The sequence below is a fragment of the Nonomuraea montanisoli genome, from assembly GCF_013363975.1.
GTDB lineage: Bacteria > Actinomycetota > Actinomycetes > Streptosporangiales > Streptosporangiaceae > Nonomuraea > Nonomuraea montanisoli.
This window is the reverse complement of the sequence record NZ_JABWGN010000003.1, coordinates 341097-365631: the sequence shown is the minus strand read 5'-3', so window position 1 is coordinate 365631 and position 24535 is coordinate 341097. Positions and strand designations below refer to the sequence as shown.

Annotated in this window: 23 protein-coding genes and 1 pseudogene; 13 read left to right on the top strand and 11 right to left on the bottom strand. The window is 71.7% G+C overall.

The window, feature by feature from the left end; all coding sequences use genetic code 11:
- Nucleotides 1-97: 97 nt before the first annotated feature.
- Nucleotides 98-1291 (bottom strand): MDR family MFS transporter, encoded by a 1194-nt coding sequence (locus HTZ77_RS08560; protein WP_175588928.1) that lies wholly within the window; start codon nucleotides 1289-1291, stop codon nucleotides 98-100.
- 66 nt (nucleotides 1292-1357) lie between these two features.
- Here HTZ77_RS08560 and HTZ77_RS08555 point away from each other — a divergent pair, with 66 nt between their 5' ends.
- Nucleotides 1358-2317, top strand: coding sequence for a DUF5937 family protein (locus HTZ77_RS08555; RefSeq protein ID WP_175588927.1), 960 nt, complete (start codon nucleotides 1358-1360; stop codon nucleotides 2315-2317).
- Between the two features lie 72 nt (nucleotides 2318-2389).
- Here HTZ77_RS08555 and HTZ77_RS08550 read toward each other — a convergent pair whose 3' ends face one another.
- Nucleotides 2390-3442, bottom strand: coding sequence for a terpene synthase family protein (locus tag HTZ77_RS08550; RefSeq protein WP_175588926.1), 1053 nt, complete (start codon nucleotides 3440-3442; stop codon nucleotides 2390-2392).
- Nucleotides 3443-3450: 8 nt separating this feature from the next.
- Nucleotides 3451-4023: an EF-hand domain-containing protein gene (locus HTZ77_RS08545; protein WP_205302311.1), complete on the bottom strand. Its 573-nt coding sequence runs from the start codon at nucleotides 4021-4023 to the stop codon at nucleotides 3451-3453.
- Nucleotides 4024-4172: 149 nt separating this feature from the next.
- Here HTZ77_RS08545 and glnA point away from each other — a divergent pair, with 149 nt between their 5' ends.
- The gene (glnA, locus tag HTZ77_RS08540) at nucleotides 4173-5534 is read left to right on the top strand and encodes a type I glutamate--ammonia ligase (protein WP_175588925.1); all 1362 of its coding nucleotides are present in this window, start codon (nucleotides 4173-4175) and stop codon (nucleotides 5532-5534) included.
- 413 nt (nucleotides 5535-5947) lie between these two features.
- On the opposite strand, the gene HTZ77_RS08535 is transcribed toward glnA, so the two are convergent.
- Together HTZ77_RS08535 and HTZ77_RS48685 are read right to left on the bottom strand one after the other, a co-directional pair.
- Complete coding sequence (locus HTZ77_RS08535; RefSeq protein WP_175588924.1) at nucleotides 5948-8104, bottom strand: hypothetical protein; 2157 nt, start codon at nucleotides 8102-8104, stop codon at nucleotides 5948-5950.
- 75 nt (nucleotides 8105-8179) lie between these two features.
- Nucleotides 8180-8422: pseudogene (locus tag HTZ77_RS48685) on the bottom strand (helix-turn-helix domain-containing protein); the annotation flags it as partial.
- Between the two features lie 819 nt (nucleotides 8423-9241).
- Here HTZ77_RS48685 and HTZ77_RS08530 point away from each other — a divergent pair.
- On the top strand, nucleotides 9242-9787 hold the full coding sequence (locus HTZ77_RS08530; RefSeq protein ID WP_175588923.1) for a Panacea domain-containing protein: 546 nt from the start codon (nucleotides 9242-9244) through the stop codon (nucleotides 9785-9787).
- The gene (locus tag HTZ77_RS08525) at nucleotides 9780-10082 is read left to right on the top strand and encodes a hypothetical protein (protein ID WP_175588922.1); all 303 of its coding nucleotides are present in this window, start codon (nucleotides 9780-9782) and stop codon (nucleotides 10080-10082) included. The genes HTZ77_RS08530 and HTZ77_RS08525 overlap by 8 nt, the downstream gene beginning before the upstream one ends.
- Nucleotides 10083-10573: 491 nt before the next feature.
- On the opposite strand, the gene HTZ77_RS08520 is transcribed toward HTZ77_RS08525, so the two are convergent.
- Both HTZ77_RS08520 and HTZ77_RS08515 read right to left on the bottom strand, forming a co-directional pair.
- Nucleotides 10574-10960 carry a type II toxin-antitoxin system VapC family toxin gene (locus HTZ77_RS08520; RefSeq protein ID WP_175588921.1) on the bottom strand — a complete coding sequence of 129 codons (387 nt, stop codon included), beginning with the start codon at nucleotides 10958-10960 and terminating at the stop codon, nucleotides 10574-10576.
- A complete protein-coding gene (locus tag HTZ77_RS08515; protein ID WP_175588920.1) occupies nucleotides 10957-11193 on the bottom strand; it encodes a FitA-like ribbon-helix-helix domain-containing protein in 237 nt (78 codons plus the stop codon). The genes HTZ77_RS08520 and HTZ77_RS08515 overlap by 4 nt, the downstream gene beginning before the upstream one ends.
- Nucleotides 11194-11552: 359 nt before the next feature.
- Here HTZ77_RS08515 and HTZ77_RS08510 point away from each other — a divergent pair, with 359 nt between their 5' ends.
- From HTZ77_RS08510 to HTZ77_RS08500, 3 genes are read left to right on the top strand one after another with little or no spacing between them, the layout of a single operon-like run.
- Nucleotides 11553-11915, top strand: coding sequence for a YbaB/EbfC family nucleoid-associated protein (locus HTZ77_RS08510; protein ID WP_175588919.1), 363 nt, complete (start codon nucleotides 11553-11555; stop codon nucleotides 11913-11915).
- A complete protein-coding gene (locus HTZ77_RS08505) occupies nucleotides 11912-12241 on the top strand; it encodes a hypothetical protein (protein WP_175588918.1) in 330 nt (109 codons plus the stop codon). Before HTZ77_RS08510 ends, HTZ77_RS08505 begins: the two co-directional genes overlap by 4 nt.
- A 16-nt stretch (nucleotides 12242-12257) precedes the next feature.
- Entirely contained in the window at nucleotides 12258-13424 is a 1167-nt protein-coding gene (locus HTZ77_RS08500) for a hypothetical protein (RefSeq protein ID WP_175588917.1), read from the top strand.
- A 450-nt stretch (nucleotides 13425-13874) separates the two neighbouring features.
- Here HTZ77_RS08500 and HTZ77_RS08495 read toward each other — a convergent pair whose 3' ends face one another.
- Complete coding sequence (locus HTZ77_RS08495) at nucleotides 13875-16187, bottom strand: WD40 repeat domain-containing protein (RefSeq protein ID WP_175588916.1); 2313 nt, start codon at nucleotides 16185-16187, stop codon at nucleotides 13875-13877.
- A gap of 197 nt (nucleotides 16188-16384) precedes the next feature.
- Here HTZ77_RS08495 and HTZ77_RS08490 point away from each other — a divergent pair, with 197 nt between their 5' ends.
- The 4 genes from HTZ77_RS08490 to HTZ77_RS08475 all read left to right on the top strand — a co-directional run bounded on the left by HTZ77_RS08490 (nucleotide 16385) and on the right by HTZ77_RS08475 (nucleotide 20036).
- Nucleotides 16385-16897 (top strand): SigE family RNA polymerase sigma factor, encoded by a 513-nt coding sequence (locus tag HTZ77_RS08490; RefSeq protein WP_175588915.1) that lies wholly within the window; start codon nucleotides 16385-16387, stop codon nucleotides 16895-16897.
- Nucleotides 16894-18051, top strand: coding sequence for a TolB family protein (locus tag HTZ77_RS08485; RefSeq protein ID WP_175588914.1), 1158 nt, complete (start codon nucleotides 16894-16896; stop codon nucleotides 18049-18051). Before HTZ77_RS08490 ends, HTZ77_RS08485 begins: the two co-directional genes overlap by 4 nt.
- Nucleotides 18052-18121: 70 nt before the next feature.
- A complete protein-coding gene (locus HTZ77_RS08480) occupies nucleotides 18122-18637 on the top strand; it encodes a GNAT family N-acetyltransferase (protein ID WP_175588913.1) in 516 nt (171 codons plus the stop codon).
- Nucleotides 18638-18764: 127 nt separating this feature from the next.
- Nucleotides 18765-20036, top strand: coding sequence for a YncE family protein (locus tag HTZ77_RS08475; RefSeq protein WP_175588912.1), 1272 nt, complete (start codon nucleotides 18765-18767; stop codon nucleotides 20034-20036).
- Nucleotides 20037-20226: 190 nt separating this feature from the next.
- On the opposite strand, the gene HTZ77_RS08470 is transcribed toward HTZ77_RS08475, so the two are convergent.
- Entirely contained in the window at nucleotides 20227-20895 is a 669-nt protein-coding gene (locus HTZ77_RS08470; RefSeq protein ID WP_175588911.1) for a hypothetical protein, read from the bottom strand.
- A 556-nt stretch (nucleotides 20896-21451) separates the two neighbouring features.
- Between HTZ77_RS08470 and HTZ77_RS08465 the strand changes: the two genes are divergently transcribed.
- Nucleotides 21452-22165, top strand: coding sequence for a PaaI family thioesterase (locus tag HTZ77_RS08465; protein ID WP_175588910.1), 714 nt, complete (start codon nucleotides 21452-21454; stop codon nucleotides 22163-22165).
- A 65-nt stretch (nucleotides 22166-22230) separates the two neighbouring features.
- Here HTZ77_RS08465 and HTZ77_RS08460 read toward each other — a convergent pair whose 3' ends face one another.
- Entirely contained in the window at nucleotides 22231-23085 is an 855-nt protein-coding gene (locus tag HTZ77_RS08460) for an alpha/beta hydrolase (protein WP_175588909.1), read from the bottom strand.
- 165 nt (nucleotides 23086-23250) lie between these two features.
- On the opposite strand from HTZ77_RS08460, the gene HTZ77_RS08455 reads away from it, so the two are divergent.
- The gene (locus HTZ77_RS08455; protein ID WP_175588908.1) at nucleotides 23251-23925 is read left to right on the top strand and encodes a type 1 glutamine amidotransferase; all 675 of its coding nucleotides are present in this window, start codon (nucleotides 23251-23253) and stop codon (nucleotides 23923-23925) included.
- Between the two features lie 38 nt (nucleotides 23926-23963).
- Here the strand turns inward: HTZ77_RS08455 and HTZ77_RS08450 are convergent, their stop codons facing one another.
- The gene (locus HTZ77_RS08450) at nucleotides 23964-24530 is read right to left on the bottom strand and encodes an HXXEE domain-containing protein (protein WP_328808489.1); all 567 of its coding nucleotides are present in this window, start codon (nucleotides 24528-24530) and stop codon (nucleotides 23964-23966) included.
- Nucleotides 24531-24535: the final 5 nt, after the last annotated feature.

Genomic DNA, 24535 nt, shown 5'->3' with positions numbered 1-24535 from the left:
GCCGGGGAAGTTCGGACGGGATCAGCGGCCGGGAAGTTCCGGCAGGGGCAGCGGCGGGGGAGGCTCCGGCAGGGGCAGCGGCGGGGGAGGCGGCGGGTCAGCGGCGGCGGATGGCGGGGCCGAGGGCGAGCATGCCGGCCGCCGACGCCAGCCCCAGCCCGCCGACCGTGAACCACAGCGCCTGCGGCCCCACCCCCAGCAGCAGCCCGCCGAACAGCGGCCCCAGCACCGCGGACACCGACCAGGGGAACCCCTCCAGCCCCGCGTACCGGCCGCGAAGGTGAGGGGGCGCGAGCCGGGCCACCACGGTCCCCGAGATGCCGGCCGTCACGATCTCCCCGCACGTCCACACCACGATCGTCGCCACCAGCCCCGCCACCGAGGTGACGAACGCGGTGAGCCCGAACCCGGCCGCCATGATCGCCAGCCCCAGGGCCAGCATCCGCGCCGGGTCGCGCCGCCCGATCCACCCGGACACCAACGGCTGCGCGAGCACGATGATCACCCCGTTCAGCGCCATGGCCAGCCCGAAGTCGCCGGACGGTATCCCCACGGTCCGGGTCATCGCGACCGGCAGCATCGTCACCGTCTGCGAGTACATGAGCGCGTTGCCCAGCATGACCAGGGTGAACGCGACCATGACCCGGTCGCGCAGCACCACGCCGAACCCGCCGGCCGTCTCACGCCCGCTCGCCCGGGTCTCCGGGACGGCCCGCCACACCAGCACCGCGAAGGCCACGCAGGTGGCCGCGTCGATCCAGAACAGCCAGGAGAACCCCATGCCGGCCAGCCGCCCGCCGGCGGTCATGCCGAACGCGTACCCCAGGTTGATCGCCCAGAACAGCAGGCCGTAGGCGCGGGGCCGCTCCGTGGGGGAGACCAGGTCGGCGACCAGCGCGTTCGTCGCGGGACGGTAGGCGTCGATCACCACGCCCAGCACGAACATCGCCGTCGTGATCATGGCGAGCGACGAGCTCGCGCCCAGCCAGAGCATCGTGGCGGAGGTGGCCAGCATGCCGGCCGCCAGCGTCGCCCGGCGGCCGATCCGGTCGGCCAGGACGCCGGCGCCGAGCTGCGACACCAGCGACCCGGCGCCGAACACGGCCATCACGACCCCGGCCGCCGCCACCGACAGGCCGCGCTCCTGCGTGAGATAGACGCCGGTGAACGGAAGGACCATCGTGCCCAGGCGGTTCACCAGCGTGCCGCCCCACAACGCCCAGAACGGGCGCGGCAGCCCGCCGAACGCGGACCGCAGGACATTGGGCTTCTCAAGAACGGGGGTGCTCACGGGACCAAGCGTGATGACCCGCGCGACGGTGGGCGAACGATTTAGGGCAGACTAAAACGTGTGGCGATGACCTGGGTGCTGAAGCCGGAGGACGTGGCGCGGATCAGGTTCGCGTTCTCGCCGTTGTGGGAGCTGGTGGCCAGCCTGCGGACGCTGCGCGACCCGGCCCGGCAGTCGGTCCACCTGCCGTGGGTCAAGTGCGTGCGGCCCCGCCTGGCCGAGCTCGACATGGAGGAGCTGTTCGCGCTCGTGCCCCCGGACGGCTACCTGGTGGACTTCATCACCCCGCCGCCGGCCACGCCGCTGCCCGACTTCGCGAGCGAGATCGAGGTGGTGCGGCGGACCCCGCCGGCGCGGGCCGCGGTCGAGGCGGCCTGCGTCGTGGGCTCGGACCCGGCGGTGATCGAGCGGTTCCGCGCCGACCCGGCGGCCGGGGTGGCCCGGGTCGCCGACGCGCTGGAGGCGTACTGGAAGGCGTGCCTGGAGGAGTTCTGGCCGCGCGTGTACGCGCTGCTGGAGCGCGACGTGCTGCGCAGGTCGCGGCTGCTGACGACGGGCGGGGCGCGGGAGCTGTTCGCCGGGCTCGACCCGGCCGTGTCGTGGACGGGGGAGCGGCTCGTCGTCGAACGCCCGTGTGCCCGTTCGACCGAGGCGATCCACGGCGACGGGCTGCTGCTGGTGCCCAGCGCGTTCTTCTGGCCGGCCACGGCCATCATGTCCGAGCCGTACCAGTCGATGCTCGTCTACCCGGTGTCGGGCGTCGGCACGCTGTGGGAGCAGGCGCCGCCGCCCGCCCCCGGCGCGCTGGCCGCGCTCATCGGCCGCAGCCGGGCGCGCATCCTGCTCGCGCTGGCCGAGCCGGCCACCACCTCGGCGCTGGCCGACCGGATGACGATCTCCCGCGGCGCCGTCAGCCAGCACCTCGGCGTGCTCAGCGACAGCGGGCTGGCCGTGGGGCTGCGCGTCGGCAAGGAGGTCGTCTACCGGCGCACCCCCACGGGCGACGCCCTCGCCCTGCACCCCTGACCCCTGACCCCGCTGCTCGCGTTGCGCTGTTTACGGGCGCGTACCGGGCTTCACGGGCACGCGTACCGGGCTTCACGGGCACGCGTACCGGGTGGACTCCACCAGCCAGTCGATGTGCGCCCGCGGCGCCGCCAGGTACGCGCACGCGACCTTGCTCACGTCCCGGGCCGCGCGCGGTCCCAGCTCGTCGAGCGGCAGCCGCCGGGCCGCCCGCGTCATGTCCTGGCAGCGCTCGGCGATCCGGTCGAGCACCCAGGCCACCGCCTCCGGCTCCGCCAGCCCCAGCTCGGCCGCCGCGACCACCACCAGGTTGTGCCCGTCGCCGCGTTCCTTCGCCCGCGAGGCGACGTCGTTGCACCACGCCGTCACGTCGTTGCAGGCGTCCACCAGCTCCCGCCACGCCTCGCAGCCCTGCAGCCAGGCCGGCGCCTCCACCCGCAGGCACGGCTCGACCAGGTCGAAGACGTACGGGCCGACGGTCGCCCGGCGCAGCGCCGGATACTGGCGCAGCGTCGGCACGCGGCCCGCCGCCCGGTTGGCCGCCTGCGCGCGGCACGCGTCGAGGTGGCGCCGCAGGTTCGCGGCGAACCTGGCCCGCCAGTGGTCGCTCATCCGCGCGCTCGTCACCCGCCACAGGTCCGCGAACGCCGCCTCCAGCGGGTGCGCCGCGCGGCCCTCCAGCAGCCCCTGGAAGATCTCCAGCCGGGCGGGACCCTCGTCCATCTCGTCGTCCAGGTGGAACAGCCACGTCAGCCACTGCGCGAACAGCGCCGCCGCGGCGGCGTCGAACTCGGCCAGCGCCCGCCCGGCGATCCGGTGGAACCCGACGCCCGGGTCCGCCTCCAGGCCGGTGCGCCGCGCCCAGTCGATCACGGCCGCCTCGATCGCGTACACGGACGGGTGCATCCGGCACGGGGCGGCCAGCGCCGGCACCCGCTCCGTCAGCGCCAACAGCGCCGCCGGCCCGCCTCTCGCGGAGGCATCGGCGGGACGCGGGTCCGCCTCGCCCGCCCACGGCGCGGGGGCATCGGCGGGACGCGGGTCCGTCTCGCCCGCCCGCGGCGCGGGGGCCAATGGCTTCCACTGCAGCACGGACCGCAGCGCGGTCCTCACGGTCGCGATCACGGCCGTGCTCACAAGGGCCCGAAGAGCCAGTTGCCCGCCGCGTTCGGGTCCTCGCCCGTGTAGTACTGACGGGCCGCCACGACCAGCCCGTCCACCGTCAGCCTGCCGCGTCCCGCCCGGTCGAGGCGGTCGAAGGCCGCGTCCACGTCGTCGTACGCGGTGCCGAACGCGCTGAGCATCGTCCGGAACTCGCGCGGCCCGATCAGCCCGTCGCCGTCCGGGTCGCACAGCCCGGCCACGGTCACCGTCACCGGCCGGAACACCGGCTCGTACCGGTCGCCCGCCACGAACGCCGCCCGCATGCCGTCCCGGAAGTCCTCCCGCGACAGCCGCGCGTCGCGGTCACGGCCGAGCGCGTCGGCCAGGGCCGCCCAGATCGCGTCGAAGCCGTCGACGAGCCCGCTGCCGGTGACCGACGTCGGCGACTCGCCGAAACCCACCAGAACGCGCGCCCCGAGCCCCAGCAGGTCCCCGCGCGCGACCGAACCGGCACCACCCGCGTCGATGTGGTCGAACGCCCGATCCAGCTTGTGATTGAGCAGGTCGATGGCCACCCATGCCTCCCCCGAGACCGACTGCATGATCACAGTAGGTGGGGGCGGGCGGTTTGTCAGCGAGGCTCGCACCCGCTTGTCGGCGAGGTCCGCGCCCACGGCCCCCCGTAACGTGTGCGAAACACGGACACGGCATGCTGGTAGGGACACGACGACTGTTTTCATGAGGGGATGCCTTGGACCGCCAGCAGGAGTTCGTGCTCCGCACGCTCGAGGAACGCGACATCCGGTTCATCCGGCTCTGGTTCACGGACGTCCTCGGCTTCCTCAAGTCCGTGGCCATCGCGCCGGCCGAGCTGGAGGGCGCCTTCGCCGAGGGCATCGGCTTCGACGGCTCGGCCATCGAGGGCTTCGCCCGCGTGTACGAGGCCGACATGCTCGCCAAGCCCGACCCGGCGACGTTCCAGATCCTGCCGTGGCGCAGCGAGACGCCCGGCGCCGGCCGCATCTTCTGCGACATCCTCATGCCCGACGGCTCGCCGTCGCACGCCGACCCGCGCTGGGTGCTCAAGCGCACGCTCGCCAAGTGCGCCGACATGGGGTTCACCTTCTACACCCACCCCGAGATCGAGTTCTTCCTGCTGAAGAACCGCCCCGAGCCCGGCCGGCGGCCCGAGCCGATCGACTCCGGCGGCTACTTCGACCACACCCCGCACAGCTCCGGCCACGACTTCCGCCGCCAGGCGATCATGATGCTGGAGTCGATGGGCATCTCGGTCGAGTTCAGCCACCACGAGGGCGCCCCCGGCCAGCAGGAGATCGACCTGCGCTACGCCGACGCCCTCACCACGGCCGACAACATCATGACCTTCCGCCTGGTCATGAAGGAGGTGGCGCTGGAGCAGGGCATCTGGGCCTCGTTCATGCCGAAGCCGTTCACCGAGCACCCCGGCTCCGGCATGCACACCCACATGTCGCTGTTCGAGGGCGACCGCAACGCCTTCTACGAGGCCGGCGCCGACTACCAGCTGTCCAAGGTCGGCCGCTCGTTCATCGCCGGCCTGCTCAAGCACGCCGCCGAGATCACCGCCATCACCAACCAGTGGGTCAACTCGTACAAGCGGCTCTGGGGCGGCGCCGAAGCCATCGCCGGCCAGGGCGGCGAGGCCCCGTCCTACATCTGCTGGGGCCACAACAACCGCTCGGCCCTGGTCCGGGTGCCCATGTACAAGCCGCACAAGGGCGGCTCGACCCGCATCGAGTTCCGTTCGCTCGACTCGGCCTGCAACCCCTACCTCGCCTTCGCCCTCATCCTCGCCGCCGGGCTCAAGGGCATCGAGCAGGGGTACGAGCTGCCCCCGGCCGCCGAGGACAACGTCTGGACCCTCACCAGCGCCGAGCGCCGCGCCCTCGGCATCCGGCCGCTGCCGCAGTCCCTCGACGAGGCCATCGCCGTGATGGAGCAGAGCGAGCTGGTGGCCGAGACGCTGGGCGAGCACGTCTTCGACTTCTTCCTGCGCAACAAGCGGGCTGAGTGGCGGGACTTCCGTCGGCAGGTGACGGAGTTCGAGCTCGACCGGTACCTGCCGGTGCTGTAAGGGGCTCAAGGGGCAAGGTCTTCACGGGGTGGCGCGCTTCGCGCGTAAGGGCGCTCAGGCGTGCCCCCCAGGGGGCTTCGCCCCCTTCGACCCCCAGGGGGGGGCCTGCCGGCCCCCGCACCCCCGCGACGCCGGCCGGTGACCAAGAGCGGCGTAGCACCGTTGACCCCACGGCTGTCTCACTGCTTCGGAGCCGTCGACTGCCTTGCTGGGGCCGCGTAGGCCTTGTCGACAGCACGGCGGGTCCGTCCCTCGCTGGTCGGCATCAGGTGGGTGGACGTTGAGATTGAAACCCGGATAGCCGTTCCAAGCCTCTGGGGTGACGCCTGCCTTCAACGAACGCGGGCGGCGATTCGGCGCCCCGAGGGTGTTAGCTTGATCAAGCCTGTGATTTAAGCGACTTAGTTGCGTGCCTATTCCTCTGGAGACAATCCAAAGCGACGCAGATGATGGGCCTCTTCGCTGCGACCGAGTCGTATCAGCGCCTGTGGTAAGAAGTAGCTGGCCGCGTGGTCGCCTGTACTGGCCCGCTCGCGCAGCTCGTCCACCTGCCCCTGCTCGGCCAATAGCTCAGCCAACTCTTCGGCGGCGATCCAGTCGTCCGCCTCAGCGCGCGTCCGTAGAAGCGCGATTGCCTCCTCGGTCCGCTTCTGGCGAGACAGCAGTTGCGCTAATTGATAGATGGAGTAGCGGTCACAAGCGTCCGCCCGATTGCGCAGTTCCTCCTCTCTCCCCTGTTCGCCGAGGAGGCGGGCTAGCAAATAAGCTGCGGGGCGCTCGCCAATGTCTGCCCGCTCCCGCAGTTCATCCACTCGTCCCTGTTTGGCAAGCAGATCGGCCAGACGGTCAATAGCAGCTTGGTCACCAGCATCTGCCCTTTGCTTCAGTTCCGTTTCCAGACCGTGTGCACTTAAAAGATCGGCTAGCTGGTTAGCGGCGGCGCGGTCGCCTCCGTCTGCCCGCTGAATGAGTTCCTCTATGTTTCCCGCCTGGGTCAAAACCTGCGCTAATCTGCAGGCGGCATCCCAGCCGCCGGCATCGGCGCGCGGTCGCAGAAGCGAAACCGCCTCGTCCATCTGGCCTTTTTTGGCCAGCAGACTGGCTAGCTCATTGGCGGCATGCCCTCTGCCGGACTCGGCATGTGTTCGCAAGAGTGAGATGGCGTCGTCTATCTGCCCATTTTTGGTTAGAATGCCTGCCAATTTGTATGCGGCATATTCGTTGCCAGCGTCGGCTTCCTGGCGCAGTCCTTCCGTCTTTCCCTGTTCAGCTAATAACACAGCCACCCATTCAGTCGCAGGCTGGTCACCGACCTCTACTCGTCTTCGCAACTCCTCCAATCGCCCCTGATTGGCAAGCACATCAGCTAGACGTTCAATGGCAGCCGCATCACCCGCGTCGGCCCGTTCGCGTAGCTCCTCTTCGCGGCCCTGCTCTTCTAGTAGAGCAGCAAGCGCATAGGTGGCATGCGCGTCGCCGGCGTCGACTGCGCGCTGCCAGAGGGTCTCGGCATAGCCATAGAGCAACCGGTCATAAGCGCTCTCGCCGACACGGACCTGATCGCTGGGACTGGTCAGATGCCGAACTAGGGATTCCCAAGTCGATGCAGGGACTTTGGCCTTACGGCGTTCGGCGCTGGCGTACTGCAACAGATAATCGGCCACTACATACCCAGCGATCTCTCCCATCTTCACGGCGACGGGCTCCAGCGCGGCGACTGCGCCTTTCAAGGTCTCTGTGGCGTATGCCAAGGCGGTCTCAAACCAGTTCGACGGGGCATCCGCCTTCTGGCGCGCGCTGCAGTACCCGGGTGCGGCCGCACGCAAGAGCTCAGCACTCAGCGGAGTCTGGACACCCAGGCGACTTGCGTCGACGGCTGCAGTCAAGACTGCACGTGCATATGCTTCCGCTCCGTGCCAGCGGTCGATCAGTTGGGGAGCAGCGGCGATGACTTGTGTCATGCCGTAGTCACTTGCTTCGAGTGCCAGTCGGATGCGTGCATCGGTTGCTGCGGCTTCGCAGGCGCGTTCGTGTTCCTGCTCGCTGAGTTCGGCGTCGATGTGAACAATCTCGGCTAGCTGCAGAACTCGGCGCTCGACTCGATATGGGTCCGGCCCAATGGCCGGTGGCGATGAGGTGAAGGCGCTGAGATACTTCGGCCACAACGAGGCCACCAGCACTGCGCCCGCCCCTAGTAGGGTGCGTACCGTGGCTGGCGTCAACCCGCGCTTTCCATCAAGGTAGGTCTGCAGTTCGTCCAGCCATACCACTGTCTTGGGGAGCGGCTGATCGGCTAGAGACTGGAGCTGAGCGGCATCAGCTGGGTGAACCAACCACCAGGCAGGCATCAGCGCTTGAACTGCCTCAAAGGCGCAGCGAGTCTTGCCAACAGAAGAGGTGCCGACCAGGACGACCAACCCTCCGTCGCGCATGGCCTGCCGCAGCCGGGCCCGCACCCCGTCGGGCGCTGTGTCCACATCGCGCTCCACATACACCGGCAGCGGCCCACTCGCATCCGCCACTGTGATCGCTGCATGTACTCCCAGCCGCCGCGCGACTGCCGCGTTCACCCGGATCGCCTGGGGCACTCCTAGTGGACGCTCCGATAAGGCTCGCTCACGCGCCGCTCTCCACGATGCCCACTCCTGCTTGGGCACGCTGCAGGCGCGTAGGAATAGCTCCAAGGTCTCGATGGTGGGACGGCCTTTATTGAGGAGATCACTAAGCGTGCTGGTCGACAACCGCTCTGGTCGAACGGCCCTGTCCAGGTCTCGATAGGACAGGCCGCGAGCTACTTGCAACGCCCTTAATGCTGCGGCTAGTTCGGCCGAGTTGTGCACCTCCTCCGGCGGAGGTTCGTGAGCGGCGAACTCTTGGATGCGGGACATCTGGACCTCTGCCTACGTTGTGCAGTTCCCTGGCCGAACCCTCCGGTCAGGTATGCCGGAGGGCGGCGGACACTTCGTTCCCACCGCCGCCGTCTCCCTGTTTGTCCCGGTCATTCTGCCTGCGGCTCCCACCTATGCGCATGGTTTTGCTCGGCTTCCTCCGTACTTGATGCCGGAGTGCTGCCCGAGGGATGTGCTGTGCCTCGGAAACGCGGCCCGTCCGCGCCGTCCCTCTGAGATCCTCAGGAGTCAAGCATGGAACACCTATCCGAGTGGATCCCGCTGCTAGTCGCGGGCATCAATCTGATCGGCGCGCTCACCGGGCTGGCCAGGGTGAGTCTGCGACGCCGCCGTATCAATCACTGTCCCAAGCACTCGAAGGCCAGGCAGGATTAGGAGCCTGCATATTCGGGTGGTGGGGCGGGACGAATGGGTGTTTCGTCGGCGCATTTCACATGCTCTCCATGAGGGGCGTCCGCGGACCGCGGCGCGATATCCAACAGAGCAAGTGATGGACGTGAAACTGGGCGAGGGGCACCAGGACGACCGCGATCACGGCGAACAAGGCGATCACCGCCATAGCGCAAGCGATAGGAGGTCGAGACGTCACTCTGGCTCCGCCTTAGTCGTGTTCGTCTTACCTCGGCGTGTCATGACGGCTGACTGGTGGCGGCGTAGCGTCCAAACCATGGCCCACGACTACGGCGAGGGGACTGGACCATGACGCGACCGGTGGCACATGTCCTATGCACGGATGACCGTATGTCTCAACAGAGTGAACATCCGGACCGGCCCCGACCCGGGGCATATCGTCGAAGCATGCCAGCCTCAGCCCATGACATCGCGGCAGCGCTACGGCAACGGCAGCCCGGGCTCGGTGCCAGGAAGCTCCAGGCCCTTCTGTACTACGCCCAGGGCCATCACCTGTCGTTCTTCGGTCGTCCCCTCTTCGAAAACCCGATCTCAGCATGGGACACCGGGCCTGGGGTCGATGCGCTCTGGGATGACGAAGGGGCCGGCAATGTCCTTGTCGACCTGCCTGACCTGGGCGAGGCGGAACTGAACACTGTTGGGTACGTCCTCAGCAAGTACGGCACGCTCAGCACATCAGAGCTAGAAGCCCGCATACGTGTAGAGAGCCCGTGGCAACGGGCGGCCGAAGGACGGGCAGCGGGCAGAAACCCTCGGATCGAACTGGAGCGGATCAGAGAATTCTTCGCTGCTCAAGCAGCGAAGGAGAACGACCTCGGGCTGGATCCTGCCCAGGTGAGGCGCATGCTGGGAGCCGCCAAGCGGCGCAAGAACGAGCCGCGACGCACGGACAGTCTGGAGGACATCCGCGCGTGGCTGGCTGCCCGTGCCTGACAGAGCCGACTGGGAACTGGCTGAGTTCGTTGAACGGCTCGACCTCTGGGAGAAGACCGAGCCGGCGTCGGCCGCGCTCGCTGATGTGTGCTTGGCTGTCACGCGCTGGATCATGAACCGCTGCGAGGATCCGTATAGGGGGGCCGAGCGGCAGGACGACTTCGACAACTTATGGTTCGCGGCAATTCCGGGAACGCTCCATGACGGGCAAGTGGTGTGCTGCTCATACTGGATCGAGGAGACCACCCGTACCGTTCGCTGCGACCTGATTTCAACTTTGACCTGGCCGGTCTAGCGCCCCTGACTCACTCCCCGCGACGCCGGCCGGCGACCGGGAACGGTGCCGTGAGGCAGGGCCGCCGCCGACCGGAAGCGTGGCAGACGAGTTCCGCGTTCTCTTCGTCTTAGGTGACCATGCCGAGCGCCCAGAACTCGTCGGGCCCCGTGGGCACCACGGCGCTTGGGTAACCCACTTCCCCTTGACGCCGGGCACCTGCACGATGCGCCAGGCGCGCCCGGTCCATTGGACCAGCCGTGCACGGGCGTCTTCGCCGAGGACGGCCCGGGGAGCCTGTGCTGTGCCGGTGAGTGAGGCGCCGTAGTCAGGCAGGGACGCTTGCTGCCAGGCGCGGCTGTTCCAGCGCATCGTCTGATTGCCCGCCATCACCCACGGGCCGCGGCCGTCCACATCCGCGCTGCGTATGCCTGAGAGGGTCATTGATGAGAGGCGCTGCTCAGGACGAAAGTGCTGAGGGCGTGAGACTCATGGCGGTATGGAACGGGAGATCAGCAGAGATCGACGTCCACGTACTCGCGGGCCACCTTGTAGATCTTCTCGTCCGTGGTGACGAGGGCGCAGTCCAGCGCTTCGGCCAGGGCGACGTAGGTGGCGTCGTACCCGTTGAAGGTTGCTCGCAGGTCCCAGGCGCGCCCGGTCGTCAGGTCGTCGGCGTGACGAGTGAAGGGCAGGCCGGCCTTGACGATCCGTGCCCCCTCGGCGCGGGCCTCGCTGATCTTTCCGCCGAGGAGCAGACCGCGCATGGCGTTGCGGAACTCGTAGTCGAGCAGGTGGGGGATGTGGAGCCGGTTCTCGGCGACGCGAGCGAGCAGTTCGTCTGCGGGGGCGTCTGCGGCCAGGGCCTCGACGAGCGCCGAACTGTCGATGACGATCACGACTCGCGGATCTTTCGTATTTCGGTGACCACGTCGTCGTGGCTGGCTCCGCCGCCCAGCGACCGGAGCGCCTCCAGCCGTTCTCTGATCGTGTCCGGGGCCGGAGTGGCGGCGACCTCGGTGAGGATGCCGGCCACGTACGCGGACAGCGACATGCGCTTACGGGCGGCGCGCGCCTTCAGTTCTGCGACTACTTCCGCATCGAGACCTCTGACCTGCAAGGTGGCATCCATGCTGTAAGCATAATGCTTTTCATACATGTGAGATATGCGTACAGCTGCCACCGTGGTCGCCGCATCTGGGCGAGGGGGCATGCGGGGGATCGGCGCGTGGCTGGGCGAGCGAGGCGGAAGCGGGGGCGACGACCCCACCAGCGCGCTGGCTCCGTGGCCCGCCGTTTCTCGGCTCGACCTTGACGGCTAGATACCTGTTACGTATAACTGACTGCCATGATCACGCGCGGCTGCCCGTCGATGTGAGGGAAGGTTCCTCGCCTCGACGATCCTGCGAGCCGACCGGGGACCCCACAACGGCGCCGTTCATCTTCGGCCGTCTCGTGATCCGGTTTCCCGAAGCGTTCTGGAGGTGGAGCGTGCCTACCCGTCAAGAAGCCGATGACCCTCGCGGCCGGGGAGAGTCCGCCGCGGGCCAGGTCGTCGCCGTGGTCGGGGCCGACGGGCTGCTGGAAAGCCTGAGCCTGAACCCCCGTTCCCTGCGCATGGGTTCCGACGAGCTCGCTGAGCACGTCGTCTCCGCCGTACGGGCGGCACAACAGGACCTGGTCGCGCGTACGGACGAGCCCCCTCCCGACGCGGAGGAGGCGGAGGGGGACGCCATCGATCCGGCCGAGCTGATGCACCGGCTGGACGAGCTGGAGGTCCAGTCCCTCCGCGACTTCGCGTCGTTGAACGCGACGCTGGACGAGCTGCTGCGGCGCATGGAAGGACATTCGTGACCGGCACGCCAGGTGATCGTGAACAGGTGTCGGTCAGCCTCGACGGGCGAGAGGCCGCGGGGCGGAACTACCGAACTCTGGCCGATGAGTACGCCCAGTTCGCCGCGGGGTTGCGAGGCAGCCTGAGCGGCGGCCTGCTGGACCTTCCCGAGATCAACGGCCCCTATGGCGAGTTGGTCACGAACCTCCATGAACGATGCCGCCAGGTGGAGATGCGGCTGCGCCACGCGGGGGACGGACAGGTGGCGGCGGCGGCCACGTTCGGAGAGACCGAGGCCGTCGCCGGCGAAGCCGCCGGCCGCCTCCAGCAGGCGTTCGAGGCGTGAACAGGGAGGGTGCGCGATGACGGACATCGACTACGGTCTCCTCGGGATCCCCGCGCTGCCGGACACCAGCGCCGTGAGCGGCCATGCCGACGCGCTGGGAACGGCCGCCGAGTTCCACGGGCGACTCCAGGGTGACGGCGTGGGAGCCTTCCAGCCTGCCAGCGAAGATGAGGGCGGGAGCGCCGACGCGACGCGCACCTACCTGGCGGGCCAAGGGGGCGTCCTGCCGGAGGCGGGCCACCTCTCCCATCACGCGGCGATGGCGTCCGGCGGCGTGTCCGTCTCGGGGAAGACCGTCGCGTGGGCCGCGGGGGGCATCGCCGCCGCCTCCGTGATCGCGACTCTGGCCCTGCGGGCGAGCGCCGTCAATCCCGAAGGCCTGGCCGTCCTGGCCCGGGCCAGAGCACTGGCCGGGGAGTTGTACAGCAACCTGCGCGTCCTCACTGCGAAAGAAGGCCGCGTCCTGAGGATCATCGCGGACCAGTTGAAGGCCGCGCCGAGGGCGACCCGCACCATGTCCCTGGGCGAGAGACCGGCGATGTCCCTGGGCGAGAGACCGGCGATCGAGTTCCGCCTGGAGCGGGCCAAGACCCTGCTGGCGCGGGCGGACGGCCGGCTGGTCGCCCAGGAGGGCCGGATCCGGACGATCAAGGGCGATCTGGCGGACGCCCGCTGGCACGAGCGGCTGAGGATGAAGCTGAAGGGCAAGCTCGACGTGGAGGACCTCAGGGACTACTCGAACGGCGTGTACCGGTACCAGCCGCAGCTGAACCCCTATCTGACGCGGGAGGAACAGGCCGTCCTCGAGCGGCACGCCCAGACCGTGTACTACAAGCTGCGCCCGGTCGGCGACAGAGTGTCGGCCAACGTGCACGAGGCGCACACGCATCTCAGAGCCGTCGACGACCTGGCCAGGAACCATCCCGGGTTCGACATGAGCGAGGTCGGCCGGTCCCGGGAATGGGCCGACGACCTCGTCGCGCGCGCCAGGCAGGCGGACCGGGACCTGGACGACCTGAGAAGGTTCGACTTCGCGCCCCAGATCACTGTGCACCGGAATCCCGGAGGCGGGTACGCCGAGGTGCAGCCGCACTACCACCCGAGCGGCCGCGTGTGGACAGGGCCGGGCCAGCCGCCGGCATACCGCGACATACCGGCCTACCCGGACATACCTGGCGTCTAGCGGCGATCCGCGGGCGCGACTGCCCGTACACGTGCGGCCTGCCGCGGACGGCAGCCGGACGTGCCCGACGAGGCCACCGTCAACGCCGTACACGACCCGCAGATCTCCCGTGGTCATCGTGGCTCGCACCGGCCGAGAAGCGCCACGGCCTGCTCGGCGAAGCCGGGGTGACCGGAATCGGCCGCGCGCCGGAGCGCGGCGCGGTCGCCCCCCGTCGTGCGCATCAGGCGCTCACCGATGGCGGCGGCTACCTCCTCCGGCTAGGCGTTCCCGCTTTCCAGGGCGTACCGCCACCTCGGCGACCAGGGCTCGGCTGTCACCCGCGACTCCAGCAGAGCGGCCACCATGTCGTCGTCACCCGCGCGGGCATGCGCGAACGCCAGGTCGGCATCGGCAACGAGGCGAGGTCAGCCGGCCGGCGGGCGGTGACCGTGGCCGACGACCCGCGAGTCAGGGGACCTCGACCCGCCAGGCGAGTACGCGCCCGTAGAGCGACTGCCCGTACACGTGCAGCCCGCAGCCGATGCCGGCCGCCGCCACGGACCGGACCGGCCGGGCGAACGCGCCCAGCACGGCGAGGCGGCGCTGCGTGGCGGCGTCCCACAGCGCCACCGTGCCGTCCTCGGTCCCCGTCACCAGCAGCGCCCGGTCACCGTGTTCGACCAGGCTCAGGCAGGTGACGGCCGAGGTGTGCGGCACCCACTCCCACCGCTCCCCGGTGGCGGCGTCCCACAAAACCACGTACCTGCCGCTGCCGACGGCGAGCACGTCGCGGCCGGCGACGCGGCCCATCGCCAGGCCGGCGCCGGCGTCGTCCACGCCGAGCGTCCGGACGCGCCGGCCGGTCAGCGGGTCCCACAGGTCCACCTCGTCGTCGCGGCGCGTGGCCAGCACCGGCAGGTCCCCGGCCCGGCCGAAGGCGTTCTCGCTGATCAGGAAGCCCGAGCGGTGCAGCTGGGCCACGCGTTCGTGCGTGAGCGGATCCCACACCTCGGCCCCGGCCGCGAGCAGCGCACGGCCGTCGGCCTCGCCGAAGGCCAGGGCGGCGGGGGAGTAGCCGCCGTCGGTGAACGTGACCCGGCCGCCGCCGGGGTCGTCCTTCGGCGCGACGCCGGGCGTCTCGCTCAGCGGCCGCCACAGCATGGTGCCGTGGGAGGCGCAGCCGCTGCTCGCGACGTACGGCCGGCGTGCCACGTCGCCGGCGGCCAGCCCGCGGCAGCAGTGCTCGTAGGGGGAGAGGTCGCAGTCGTGGCCGCGGCCGCTGCGGCGGCAGCCCACCGAGCCGATCCGCTCCCCGCTCGCGGCGTCCAGCAGCAGCACGGTGTCACTGTGCGTGCCGGCGGCCAGGACGGGCGCGCCCTGCTCCGTGGTGAACAGCGCCAGCCCCGACCCGCCGTACCCGACCCGCCGGTGCCGGTGCGGGGTCCGCGCGTCCCAGACCTGCACCGTCCCGTCGAGCCCGGCCGTGGCCAGGCAGAGGTCTCCGGCCAGGCCGCCGAAGGCGGCGGCGGTGACCAGGCTGGTGTCGGCGTCCAGGGCGACGTCCGGCTCGCCGCCCCAGCGCCGGATCACCGCCCGCGCGGGGCGTTCCCACGTCCGGCCGGAGTCGGAGGTGTGGTTGGCCACGAGCATCACGTCCCGCCCGGCGTGAGTCGTCACCGCCACCGGACCCTGGTCGCGGTCGAGCAACTGGCCGGGGCTGCTCGCGGCGAGGTTCTCCAGTTCCAGGTAGAGGATCTCGCGGCTGGTCGTCGTGTAGGACGGCGGGCGCTCGACCACCACGACCACGCCGACCTCGGGCCGCCCGCCGGAAAGGCTCAGCAGCAGGGGCGGGGTGAACCCCTCCCGATCCATGTCCTCGTCACAGACGTCGCCCACGTACGCGCTCCCCAGCCGCTCGCCCGTGGCCACGTCCCACACGTACACCTCGTAGGGGCTCAGCGCGGCCAGCGCCGTCCGCCCGTCGAGCCCCGCCACCGCGAGGTCGAGCAGCGCGTCCCCGTCCTCGGTGCGCAGCTCGCGCACGAGCTCGCCGGTGGACGGGTCCAGCAGGTCCACGCGGCCGTCCTCGCCGTCGCCCGGGTAGCCGCGGCCGGGGAAGCCGATCGCCACGGCGAGCAGCGTCCGCCCTTCCCCGGCCGCCACGAAGGCCAGGGCCGTCGGGTGGCCGCCGGTCGCCTCGCGGGTGAACCCGGGCGCTGCGGTGAGCGGGTCCCAGGTGCGGACCGTGCCCGCCTGGTCGCCGCCGGCCAGCACCGGGCGGCCGTCCACCACGCCGAACGCCAGGGCGCGGACGCCCGCCGTCATCCCCTCCAGGTCCGGGCCCGACTGGTCCAGGGCGTCGCGCAGCCGTACCACCTGGTCGTCGCCGCCGCTGGCCACGAACGTGCGGCCCGCGAACTCGCCCACCGCCACCGCCCGCACCGGGCCGTCGTGCCGGGCCGGGCACACGTGGAAGGCCGTGGGCCCCTCGCCGGCCTCCCACGCCAGGGTCCACGTCCCCTGCCCCGCCGCTTCGGGGGCGGCCGGCGCCTCCGGCTCCTCGGCCGCGGCCGCCGCGTCCAGGGCGGCCAGCGCCTCCGGCTCCTCGGCCGCGGCCGTCGCGCGCAGGAACTCCAGCCGTCCGGGGCCGGGCGGCAGGGCGAGGAGCCGCGGGAGCGCCCGCCGGCAGGCCCGCGCCAGGGCCGGCGGCCACGAGCCGTCGAGCGCGTCACGCAGGAGCGCCGGTCCGGCCTCGTTCAGGGAGGTGAGATCGAGCGGCATCAGCGCGAGTCCTCCGCGGGAGCTGGGTCGTCCGGCGCCGTACGCCGGGTCCCGTCGGACCCTAGTGATCGTGATGACCGGGGTACGGCCCGGTTCGCCGAATCGTGATCGTCCGCGGCCGCCCGGAGATCCTGGTGCGGGTTCCAACCTTCCGCCTCTCCCGGGACGTGAGAACCGATGAGAGGAGATCAACCACCTTGGATCGATACGACGGCTTCCGCGAGTTCGTGCTCGCCCGCCAGCAGGCGCTGATGCGGAGCGCGTACCTGCTCACGGGAGACGCGCACCTGGCCGAGGACCTGATGCAGAGCGTCCTGCTCAAGGTCGCCGGCCACTGGCCCCGGCTGGTCCGCAGCGGCGCCCCCGAGGCGTACACCCGCAAGGCCATGGTCAACCAGTACATCTCGTGGCGGCGGCGCAGACAGGCGGAGGTGTCCACCGCCGACCCGCCGGAGCACGGGCACGCCCACGACAACGCCACGGTCGATCGCATCGTCCTGCGCGAGGCGCTGGCCAGGTTGACGCCCCGGCAGCGCGCCGTGATCGTCCTGCGCTTCTACGAGGACCTCAGCGAGCGCCAGACGGCCGAGATCCTCGGCTGCTCGCTCGGCACGGTCAAGAGCCAGACCCACCACGCGCTCGGCCGCCTGCGGGTGCTCGCGCCCGAGCTGACCCGGTTGTTCGCCGAGATGGAGGAGGTGCGCCGATGAGCGGGCCGCATGAGGCGCTGCATGAGGCGCTGCACGAGGTGGCGTCCGACGCCCCGGCCGTGGACCTGGCCGACTGGGCGATCACGGGCAGCCGGCGCAGGCGGCGGGCCCGCCTGGCCGCCGGATCGGCCGTCGTGACGGGGCTCGTGGTGCTCGCCGGCGTCGTGCTGGGCGTGGCGCCCGGCACCAGGCCGGTGACGGCGGACGATCCCGTGGTGGCGGCGGCGACCGGCGGGATCGCCGATCTGCCGGGCCGGGGTGTCGGTCCGGTCAGCCACGCGTTCCGGACCTGGTGTCTCGTCGGTGGGCCCATCCCGGCCGACTGCAGGAACGGCGAGTGGCGCGTCGTCACCCGCTCCGGTGAGACCTACCACATGCCGCAGGCGCTGAGCTTCAAGAGCGGGCCGGTCTTCTGTCCGCTGGCGATCAGCCGCGACGGGCGCCTCATCGCCTACTACAGCAGGCCGGCCGGGACGTTCCAGGTACGCGACCTGGACAGCGGCGCCGTGCTCACCGCGCCCGTCGCCGTCGCCGAGGCGAAGCTGGGCCGCAACGCGCGCCTGGAGGTCTCCGACGACGGGCGCTACCTCGCCTTCACGGGCTACCCGTCGAGGAAGGAGGACGGCCTGATCATCGACCTGCGGGCGGGGACCACGACGCCCCTGCCGGCCGGCTGGGATCCCAGGAGCATCGACGGCACGACCGTGACCCTGGCCCGGTACGGGCGGTGGGGGCAGAAGGCGGGAATCTGGGTGATGCCTCTCACGGGAGGCGGCTCTCCCGTGACGGTGGAGGACGTCTACACCCGCTTCAGCGGGCTCGCCCCCGACGGCAGGACCGTGGCCGCGCTCCGCCCGGGAAGATCACCGGACGTGTGGGACGAAACGATCACCATGCTCGACGCCAGGACCGGCCGGACCACGAGGACGGCGACCATGCGCGGCCTGCCGACAGGCACGGGCATGCACACCCTCGGCGCCTGGCTGAACGCGTCCGAGGTCACGCTCGCCACCTTCCCGTCGGACGACGACCGGGACAACCGTCAGGTCACGTACGCGGTGAACGTGCGGACCGGCCAGGTGAGGCGGCTGGCCGTCTACCATCCGCAGGCTGTGACGCACCTGGTCGTCCCCGGGGTTCCGCCTGCCGCATGATGTTGATCTACGTCGTAAAGGCGGCGGGGCCTTTGACCGCCCGGCCGCCCGTGGGGTACGGCTGGGAGCCGTGATACGTGTACGCGCGCTGGAACCGGCCGACGCCCCCGTGGTCGCGTCGTGGATCGACGGCCCCGAGGCGCTGGTGATCTGGTCGGGCAAGGCCCTGTTCACCTGGCCCTTCGACGGGCGGCAGCTGCTCGGCCTGCGCGCCTCCGATCCCGGTCGCCGCCTCATGGTCGCGACCGACCCCGACGGGACCCCGGTCGGGCACTTCGGGCTGCGCCTCCAGCCCGGGGGCCGGTCGGTGCGGCTCGGCATGGTGCTGGTCGCGCCCTCCGCCCGCGGGCGCGGGCGGGGGGCGGCCCTGGTCCGGGCCGCGGTCGGCGCGGCCTTCGCGGATTTTGAGGTCGAGCAGGTCGAGCTGGGGGTCTACGCCCACAACGAGCGAGCCAGGACGATCTACGAACGGCTCGGCTTTCGCGAGGGGGAGAGGCACCCGCGCAGCGTCGAGATCGGTGGCGAGTGGTGGACGTCGATCACGATGATCCTGCCGCGCGACGCCTGGCACTCCTCCGAGAGCTGAACGTCCCGCCGTTCCTGCCCTGACGTGAACCGCGCGGACCTCCCTTTTCTCGCGCAGACGCATTGTTGACCTGACGCGTCCGGGAATTCCGCGCCGGGGGATCGGGCGTGCCGAATAATGCGGTGTCATGCGCTCGCCGACCAAGAACGCGCGGCAGGGATGGCGATACGGTCTCCGGCTCGGCATGGCGGTGACCGTGGCCGCCTGCGGGCTGCTTCCGCTGCCGTCCGGCCCGGCCGCCGCCGCGCCGCCCCCGGCCCCACGGCCGCCGAAGTTCCCGACGCTCGCGTACGTGGCCGAGAGCTGCTCCGACCCGTACTCCGACGGCGCGGTGGCGCGGCTCGACACGAGCGCCGGCACCGTCGCCGGTTACATCCCGACCGGCGGCTGCCCGGGCGCGATCGCGCTCGATCCCGGCGGCGCCGTCGCGTACGTGGCGAGAGTCGGCAGGAAGGACCCGGACGCGATCCTGGTGATGAGCACCGTCGCCAACCGGGTGTTCGACGTCATCGAGGTGGACCACGCCCCGGGGGGAGTGGCGGTCAGCCCCGACGGCGCCCAGGTCTACACCACCATCCACAACGACGACGACCTCTCCCGGAGGAGCACCAAGGTCGTGGTGATCGACACGCACGATGACTCCATCAGCGCGACCCTTCCCATCGCCGGCAATCCGGGCGCGGTGGCGGTCGACCACGGCGGGCGCCGGGCGCTCGTGGGTGTCACTCGGGACGCGAAGGGCACCTACGACAATCTCACCGTGATCGACACCAGGACCGAGCAGATCACGAGGACCGTCCCGCTGCCGTCGTCGCCCCGGGCGATCGCCGTCCATCCCTCCCGTCACCGCGCCTACGTGACCGGGACCGCCTCGGAGAAGGGGCAGGTGTTCGTGATCAACACGGCGACCGGCGGTCTCCTGGCGTCCATCCCCGTCAGCGAGGACCTGCCTCAGGGGCTGGCGGCCTCCGGCGACGGCACCCGTCTGTACGTGGGCACGCTCAACGACGCGGAAGGCGCCATCACGGTGATCAACACGGTGACCGACGCCGTCACCGGCACCATCCCGATCCCCGGCCACCGCCTTCCCGCCGCCGTGGCGCTCAGCCCCGACGGCGGGACCGCGTACGTCACCACGACGACCGGCAGGCAGGACGCGGTCGTGGCCGTCGACACCGCGGCCGGGGCCGTCACGGCCACGATCGACATCGCCGACGGCCTCGACCTGAACGACCTGCAGAACATCGCGGTCGGCCGGTTCGTCGGGCGTCGCCATGAACACCGGCCCCGCAAACCCCGGCATCCCGGCAAGCCCGGCAGGAGCGGCAAGCCCGGCAGGATCGGGCCGGCCCGGGCGGTCGACGTGCTGGGACCGCCGCCACCGCCCGCGGCCCGCTGACCGCCCGCGGCCCGCTGACCGGGCGCGGTCCTGGCCCGAGCCCTGCGGCCCTGTGACTGGGGCCGTCAGTACGAGCCGAGCGGCCCCGTGACCGGGGCCGTCAGTACGAGCCGAGCGGCCCCGTGACCGGGGCCGTCAATACACGTCGTGCGGCCCCGTGACCGGGGCCGTCAGTGAAGGAGATCGCGGCTCAGGACCCCGCCGGTGAACGGCGTCCCCCGCCCTGGGGCGGTGGCGGGTCGGGCCGCCGGGCGGGCCACATCGCGGTGAGCCGCTCCATGGTCGCCCGGTAGGCGCTCTCCTGCACCGGGCTGAGCACGACGTCCACGCCCGGCCCGGCCGCCGCCAGCCGTTCGCGCAGCACGATGGACTCGCCCGTGTCGGCCAGGTCGAGCAGCCCGCTGAAGCCCGCCGCGGCGACGACGAGCTCCACGCCCGGCGGGTCGCCGCCGGCCTCCTCCAGCGCCAGCCGCACCGGGCCCGCGCCGTTCGCGCCCCGCCCGAGCGCCGCCGCGGCGGCCGACAGGGTGGCCACGTCCAGCGGGCCGACGTCGACCAGGCGCAGCGGGACGAGCTCGGCCCGGCCGCCGTGCGCGTACAGCCTCCCGGCCGGAGACGGCCCTTGGCTTCCCCGGGCGGACGCCACCGCGCGCCAGAGTCCCTGGGTGGGCGCCACCGCGCGCCAGAGCCGCCGCAGCGCGGTGAGCGCCGCGCCGCCCGCCAGAGGGGGCGGCAGCGCGGCGCCGTCCTCCTCGGCCGCCCGCAACGCCAGGAGCAGCCGTTCCAGCGCGCCGACCGCGACCGCCAGGTCGTCGCCGAGGTCGGGCACCAGGACCGCGCGGGGGCCGAGGCCGTCCATCCGCTCCCCTTCCGAGGCCGTGACGAGGCGCGCCCTCCGGCCGCCGGGCCGGCATGGTCACACCCGTGACAGTACGCCCTCCCGCCATCGCGCGCCCCTGAAGTGCGGCGTCCCGGAAAGGCGTACCGGAAAGGCGTACCGGAAGGTCGTGACAGGCCCCGGCGCGGCGGCGCTGAGGCGGGGCGGCGCCGAGGCGGGGCGCGAGGGGGCGGCGCCGGGGGAGGGGCTGGTTCGCGCCTGACGTGAGACAACTTCGCGGAGTGATCAGCGTCACTTCTTACGCTGAAGTCACATGCGTGCAATTTAGCGCCCGTATCTTACGGGTACGGCTGATCCGCCACCCTCGGGTCCGCTCGCGAGCAGTGCCACGCGGCCCCGTCACCCCACAGGTGCGGATGGGGTGGGAAGGTTTCGCTGGGTCTGAAGTGTTGTGTCCTGTTGCGGGCTGATCGGCGGCGCCCCCCTGGTACGGGCCGTCCGGATCTCCGGTAATATCGGCCTGCTTTATATGTAATTTCGGATTTTTCGCTGTTGAAGCGATATGGGAGGGTGAGGCATGACGACGGCTGCCCTGCAGACCGTGTTGACCGTTCCCGAGCGTTTCCGGGGACCGGCAGGGGCCGCCAACGGCGGCTGGATAGCCGGGACCATGGCGGACGCGTTCAACGACAACCGATCAGCCGTCGAAGTCACGCTGCACGCCCCCACCCCGCTGGAGACCGAGCTCCGGCTGGAGCACGTCGCCAACACCGTCACCCTCTCCGACGGCGACCGGCTGCTCGTCGAGGCCATCCCGGTGGCGCAGGACCTCGACGCCCCCGAGTTCGTCCCGTTCAAGGACGCCGCGCGCGCCGAGGCCGGTTTCGCCGGGTGGAAGGGTCACGCCTTCCCCGAGTGCTTCGCCTGCGGCCTGCGCGAGCCGGGCGACGGCCTGCGCGTCTTCCCCGGCCCGGTCGAGGGCAAGGACGTGGTGGCGGCCGGCTGGCGGGTCCCGCACACGGTGGCCGACGCCGACGGCGTGCCCGGCTCGATCGTGGGCGCCGTCCTCGACTGCATCACGGGCTGGGCGCACTTCCAGCCCGGCGAGTCGGCGCTGCTCGGCCGGCTGACCCTGCAGATCCACCGGCGCGTCTACCCGGGCGGCGCCTACTCCGCCGTGGCCCGCGCCACCGGCCGCGAGGGGCGCAAGCTGTTCGGCGAGAGCGCCATCTACGAGGTGGACGGCACGCTGGTCGCCGCGGCCCGGGCCACCTGGATCGCCCCGCGCTAGCCTCCCCGGGTCGCCGAGACGTCCGGACGGCCCCGGAACCCACGCGGTTCCGGGGCCGTCCGCGTTCACGGCCCCGTGCCGGTGAGGCGGGCGGCGACCAGCGACGCGCAGCGCTCCTCGAACAGGATCGTGTAGTGGTTGCAGTCCGGCACCACCTCGTCCTCCAGGTGCGGCAGCCGGGCCGTCCAGGCGGCGGCCAGTTCGTCCGGAAGCATGCCGATCTCCTGGTCGAGCAGCCCGCGCGGGGCCCGCAGCACGCGCAGCGGCGCCTCGATCGAGGCCAGGGCCGCCCCGAGCTCCTCCGCCCCGGTCAGCAGCCAGCGGCCGTCCTCCCGGACCGCGTCCTCGGCGGCGCGTGAGCGCAGCGCCCCCGTCGGCCCGTCCAGGTCGTAGCGGACGTACGCCTCGACGTCGTCGTTCCACGCGTGCGCGAAGGCCGGGTGCGCGCGGAAGAAGGCGACGTAGTCCTCGGGCGTGGCGAACGTCCGGGACAGGCGGGCCAGCGCGGGCCCGAGCGTGGCCGCCAGCGCCGCGTCCGGGTCGGCGCCCGGCGGGAGCGGCAGCGGCAGGCCGCCGTCCACCAGCACGACCCGCGCGAACGGCCGCCGGGCCGCCGCCAGCGCCGCCACGTAGGCGCCCATCGAGTGCCCGGCGAGCACCGCGCCGGCGTCGGCGCCGACGTGGTCGGCCACGCGCAGCACGTCCTCGGCGTGCCTCGGCAGCCCGTACGGCCCGGGCAGCCCGGCGCTGTGCCCCCGGCCGCGCAGGTCCATCGCCACCATGGACCAGCCCTCCGGCAGCCGCCGCCCCACCGCCGCCCACGCCATGAGCGACGCCGTGATCCCGTGGACCGCGACGATCACGCGCGGCCCCTCCCCGAACCTGGCGATGCGCAGCCCGCCGACCTCGTCCACCCTCATGGACCGGATCTTAGGGACATACCGCCCCGTCGGCACGTATGAGACGCGTCTGCGCGGACCGCGGCGGGCACGTCGCCGTAGAAGGCGATGGACCGCGCAAACGGGAGGGCCAGCCGTAAAGGTGAGGGGAGACGTAATGCGGAAGTTCCGGATAAATTACCCGGTATGCGGATCACCGTGATCGAACACGAGGCCGAGGCCGGGCTCGGATACCTGGCCGACTGGTTCGGTCCGGTCTGTGACGTCGTCCGGCCGTACCTGGGCGAGGAGGTGCCCGAGCGGGCCGCCGACGGGCTCGTCGTGCTCGGCGGCGAGGCCGCCGCGTGGCAGGACGAGCGCTGGCCCTGGCTGCCCGCCACCCGCGCGCTGCTGCGCCGCTCGGTCCTCGACGGCACGCCCACGCTCGGGATCTGCCTCGGGGCCCAGCTCATGACGATGGCCTGCGGCGGCGCCGTCGAACGGGGCGGCGACGGGCTGGAGGTGGGGCTGTGCGAGGTGAGCGCGCTGCCCGAGGCCGCCACCGACCGGCTGTTGTCCGGGATCGGCACGGCGGTGGCGATCCAGTACCACCAGGACGTGATGGCGCGCCTGCCGGAGGGCGCGGTGCCGCTGATGACCGGTTCCCCCTATCCGAACCAGGCGTACCGGCTGGGGGAGAGCGCCTGGGCGGTGCAGTTCCACCCGGAGGCCACGCCCGGCATCTTCGCGTCGTGGGCCGGGTCCTCCACCCTGGAACGGGCGGAGGAACTGGTCGCGGCGGTCCGGGCGGGCGAGGACAAGCTGGTGTCCACCTGGCGTCCCGTGGCCGAGGCGTTCGCGGCCGTCGTCAGGGGCGGCTGAGCCGCACGCCGTACGACGTCGGCGGGGCCGGTACCGGTTCAGCGCCGGCGAGATGAGCCGGGCCGGGGCCTGGTGAGGGCGTGGGCCGCCGCGTGGACGCCGGCCAGCAGCAGCGGGACGGCCGCCACCGCGCCCGCGGTGAGCGCGCCGCCGCGGGGGGCCTCCACCCCCGCCGCGCGCAGCCGCCGCCGCGCCCACACGGTGAACGGGATGACGACGAGCGGCGAGGTCACCGCGCCCGGTGTGTAGCCGCCGGTGACCGCCGCCTGCGCGAGGTGCGCGACCCCGTGCAGCCCGAACGCCGCCAGCGCGGCCTGGAACGCCGGGCTCCGCCCGCCCGTGCGCGCCCCCGCGGCCGCCAGCGCAGCCACGGCCCCGCCCATGAGGCCGATCGCCACGGTCGCGTGCGCCCGCGACACGTCCAGCCGCTCCCACGGGACGCCGGGCAGGCGCCGTTCCAGCCGGGGGCGGGCCCGGCGCGCCCATCCGGGCATCGTGGCGAGCTCCTCGGCGTCGTGCAGCGCCCAGGCGGCCAGCAGCCCCCACGTCACGGCCGCCGGAACCCCGCCCGCGCCCGTCCGCCCGGCCTTCGTCGAGTCCTCCACCGTCG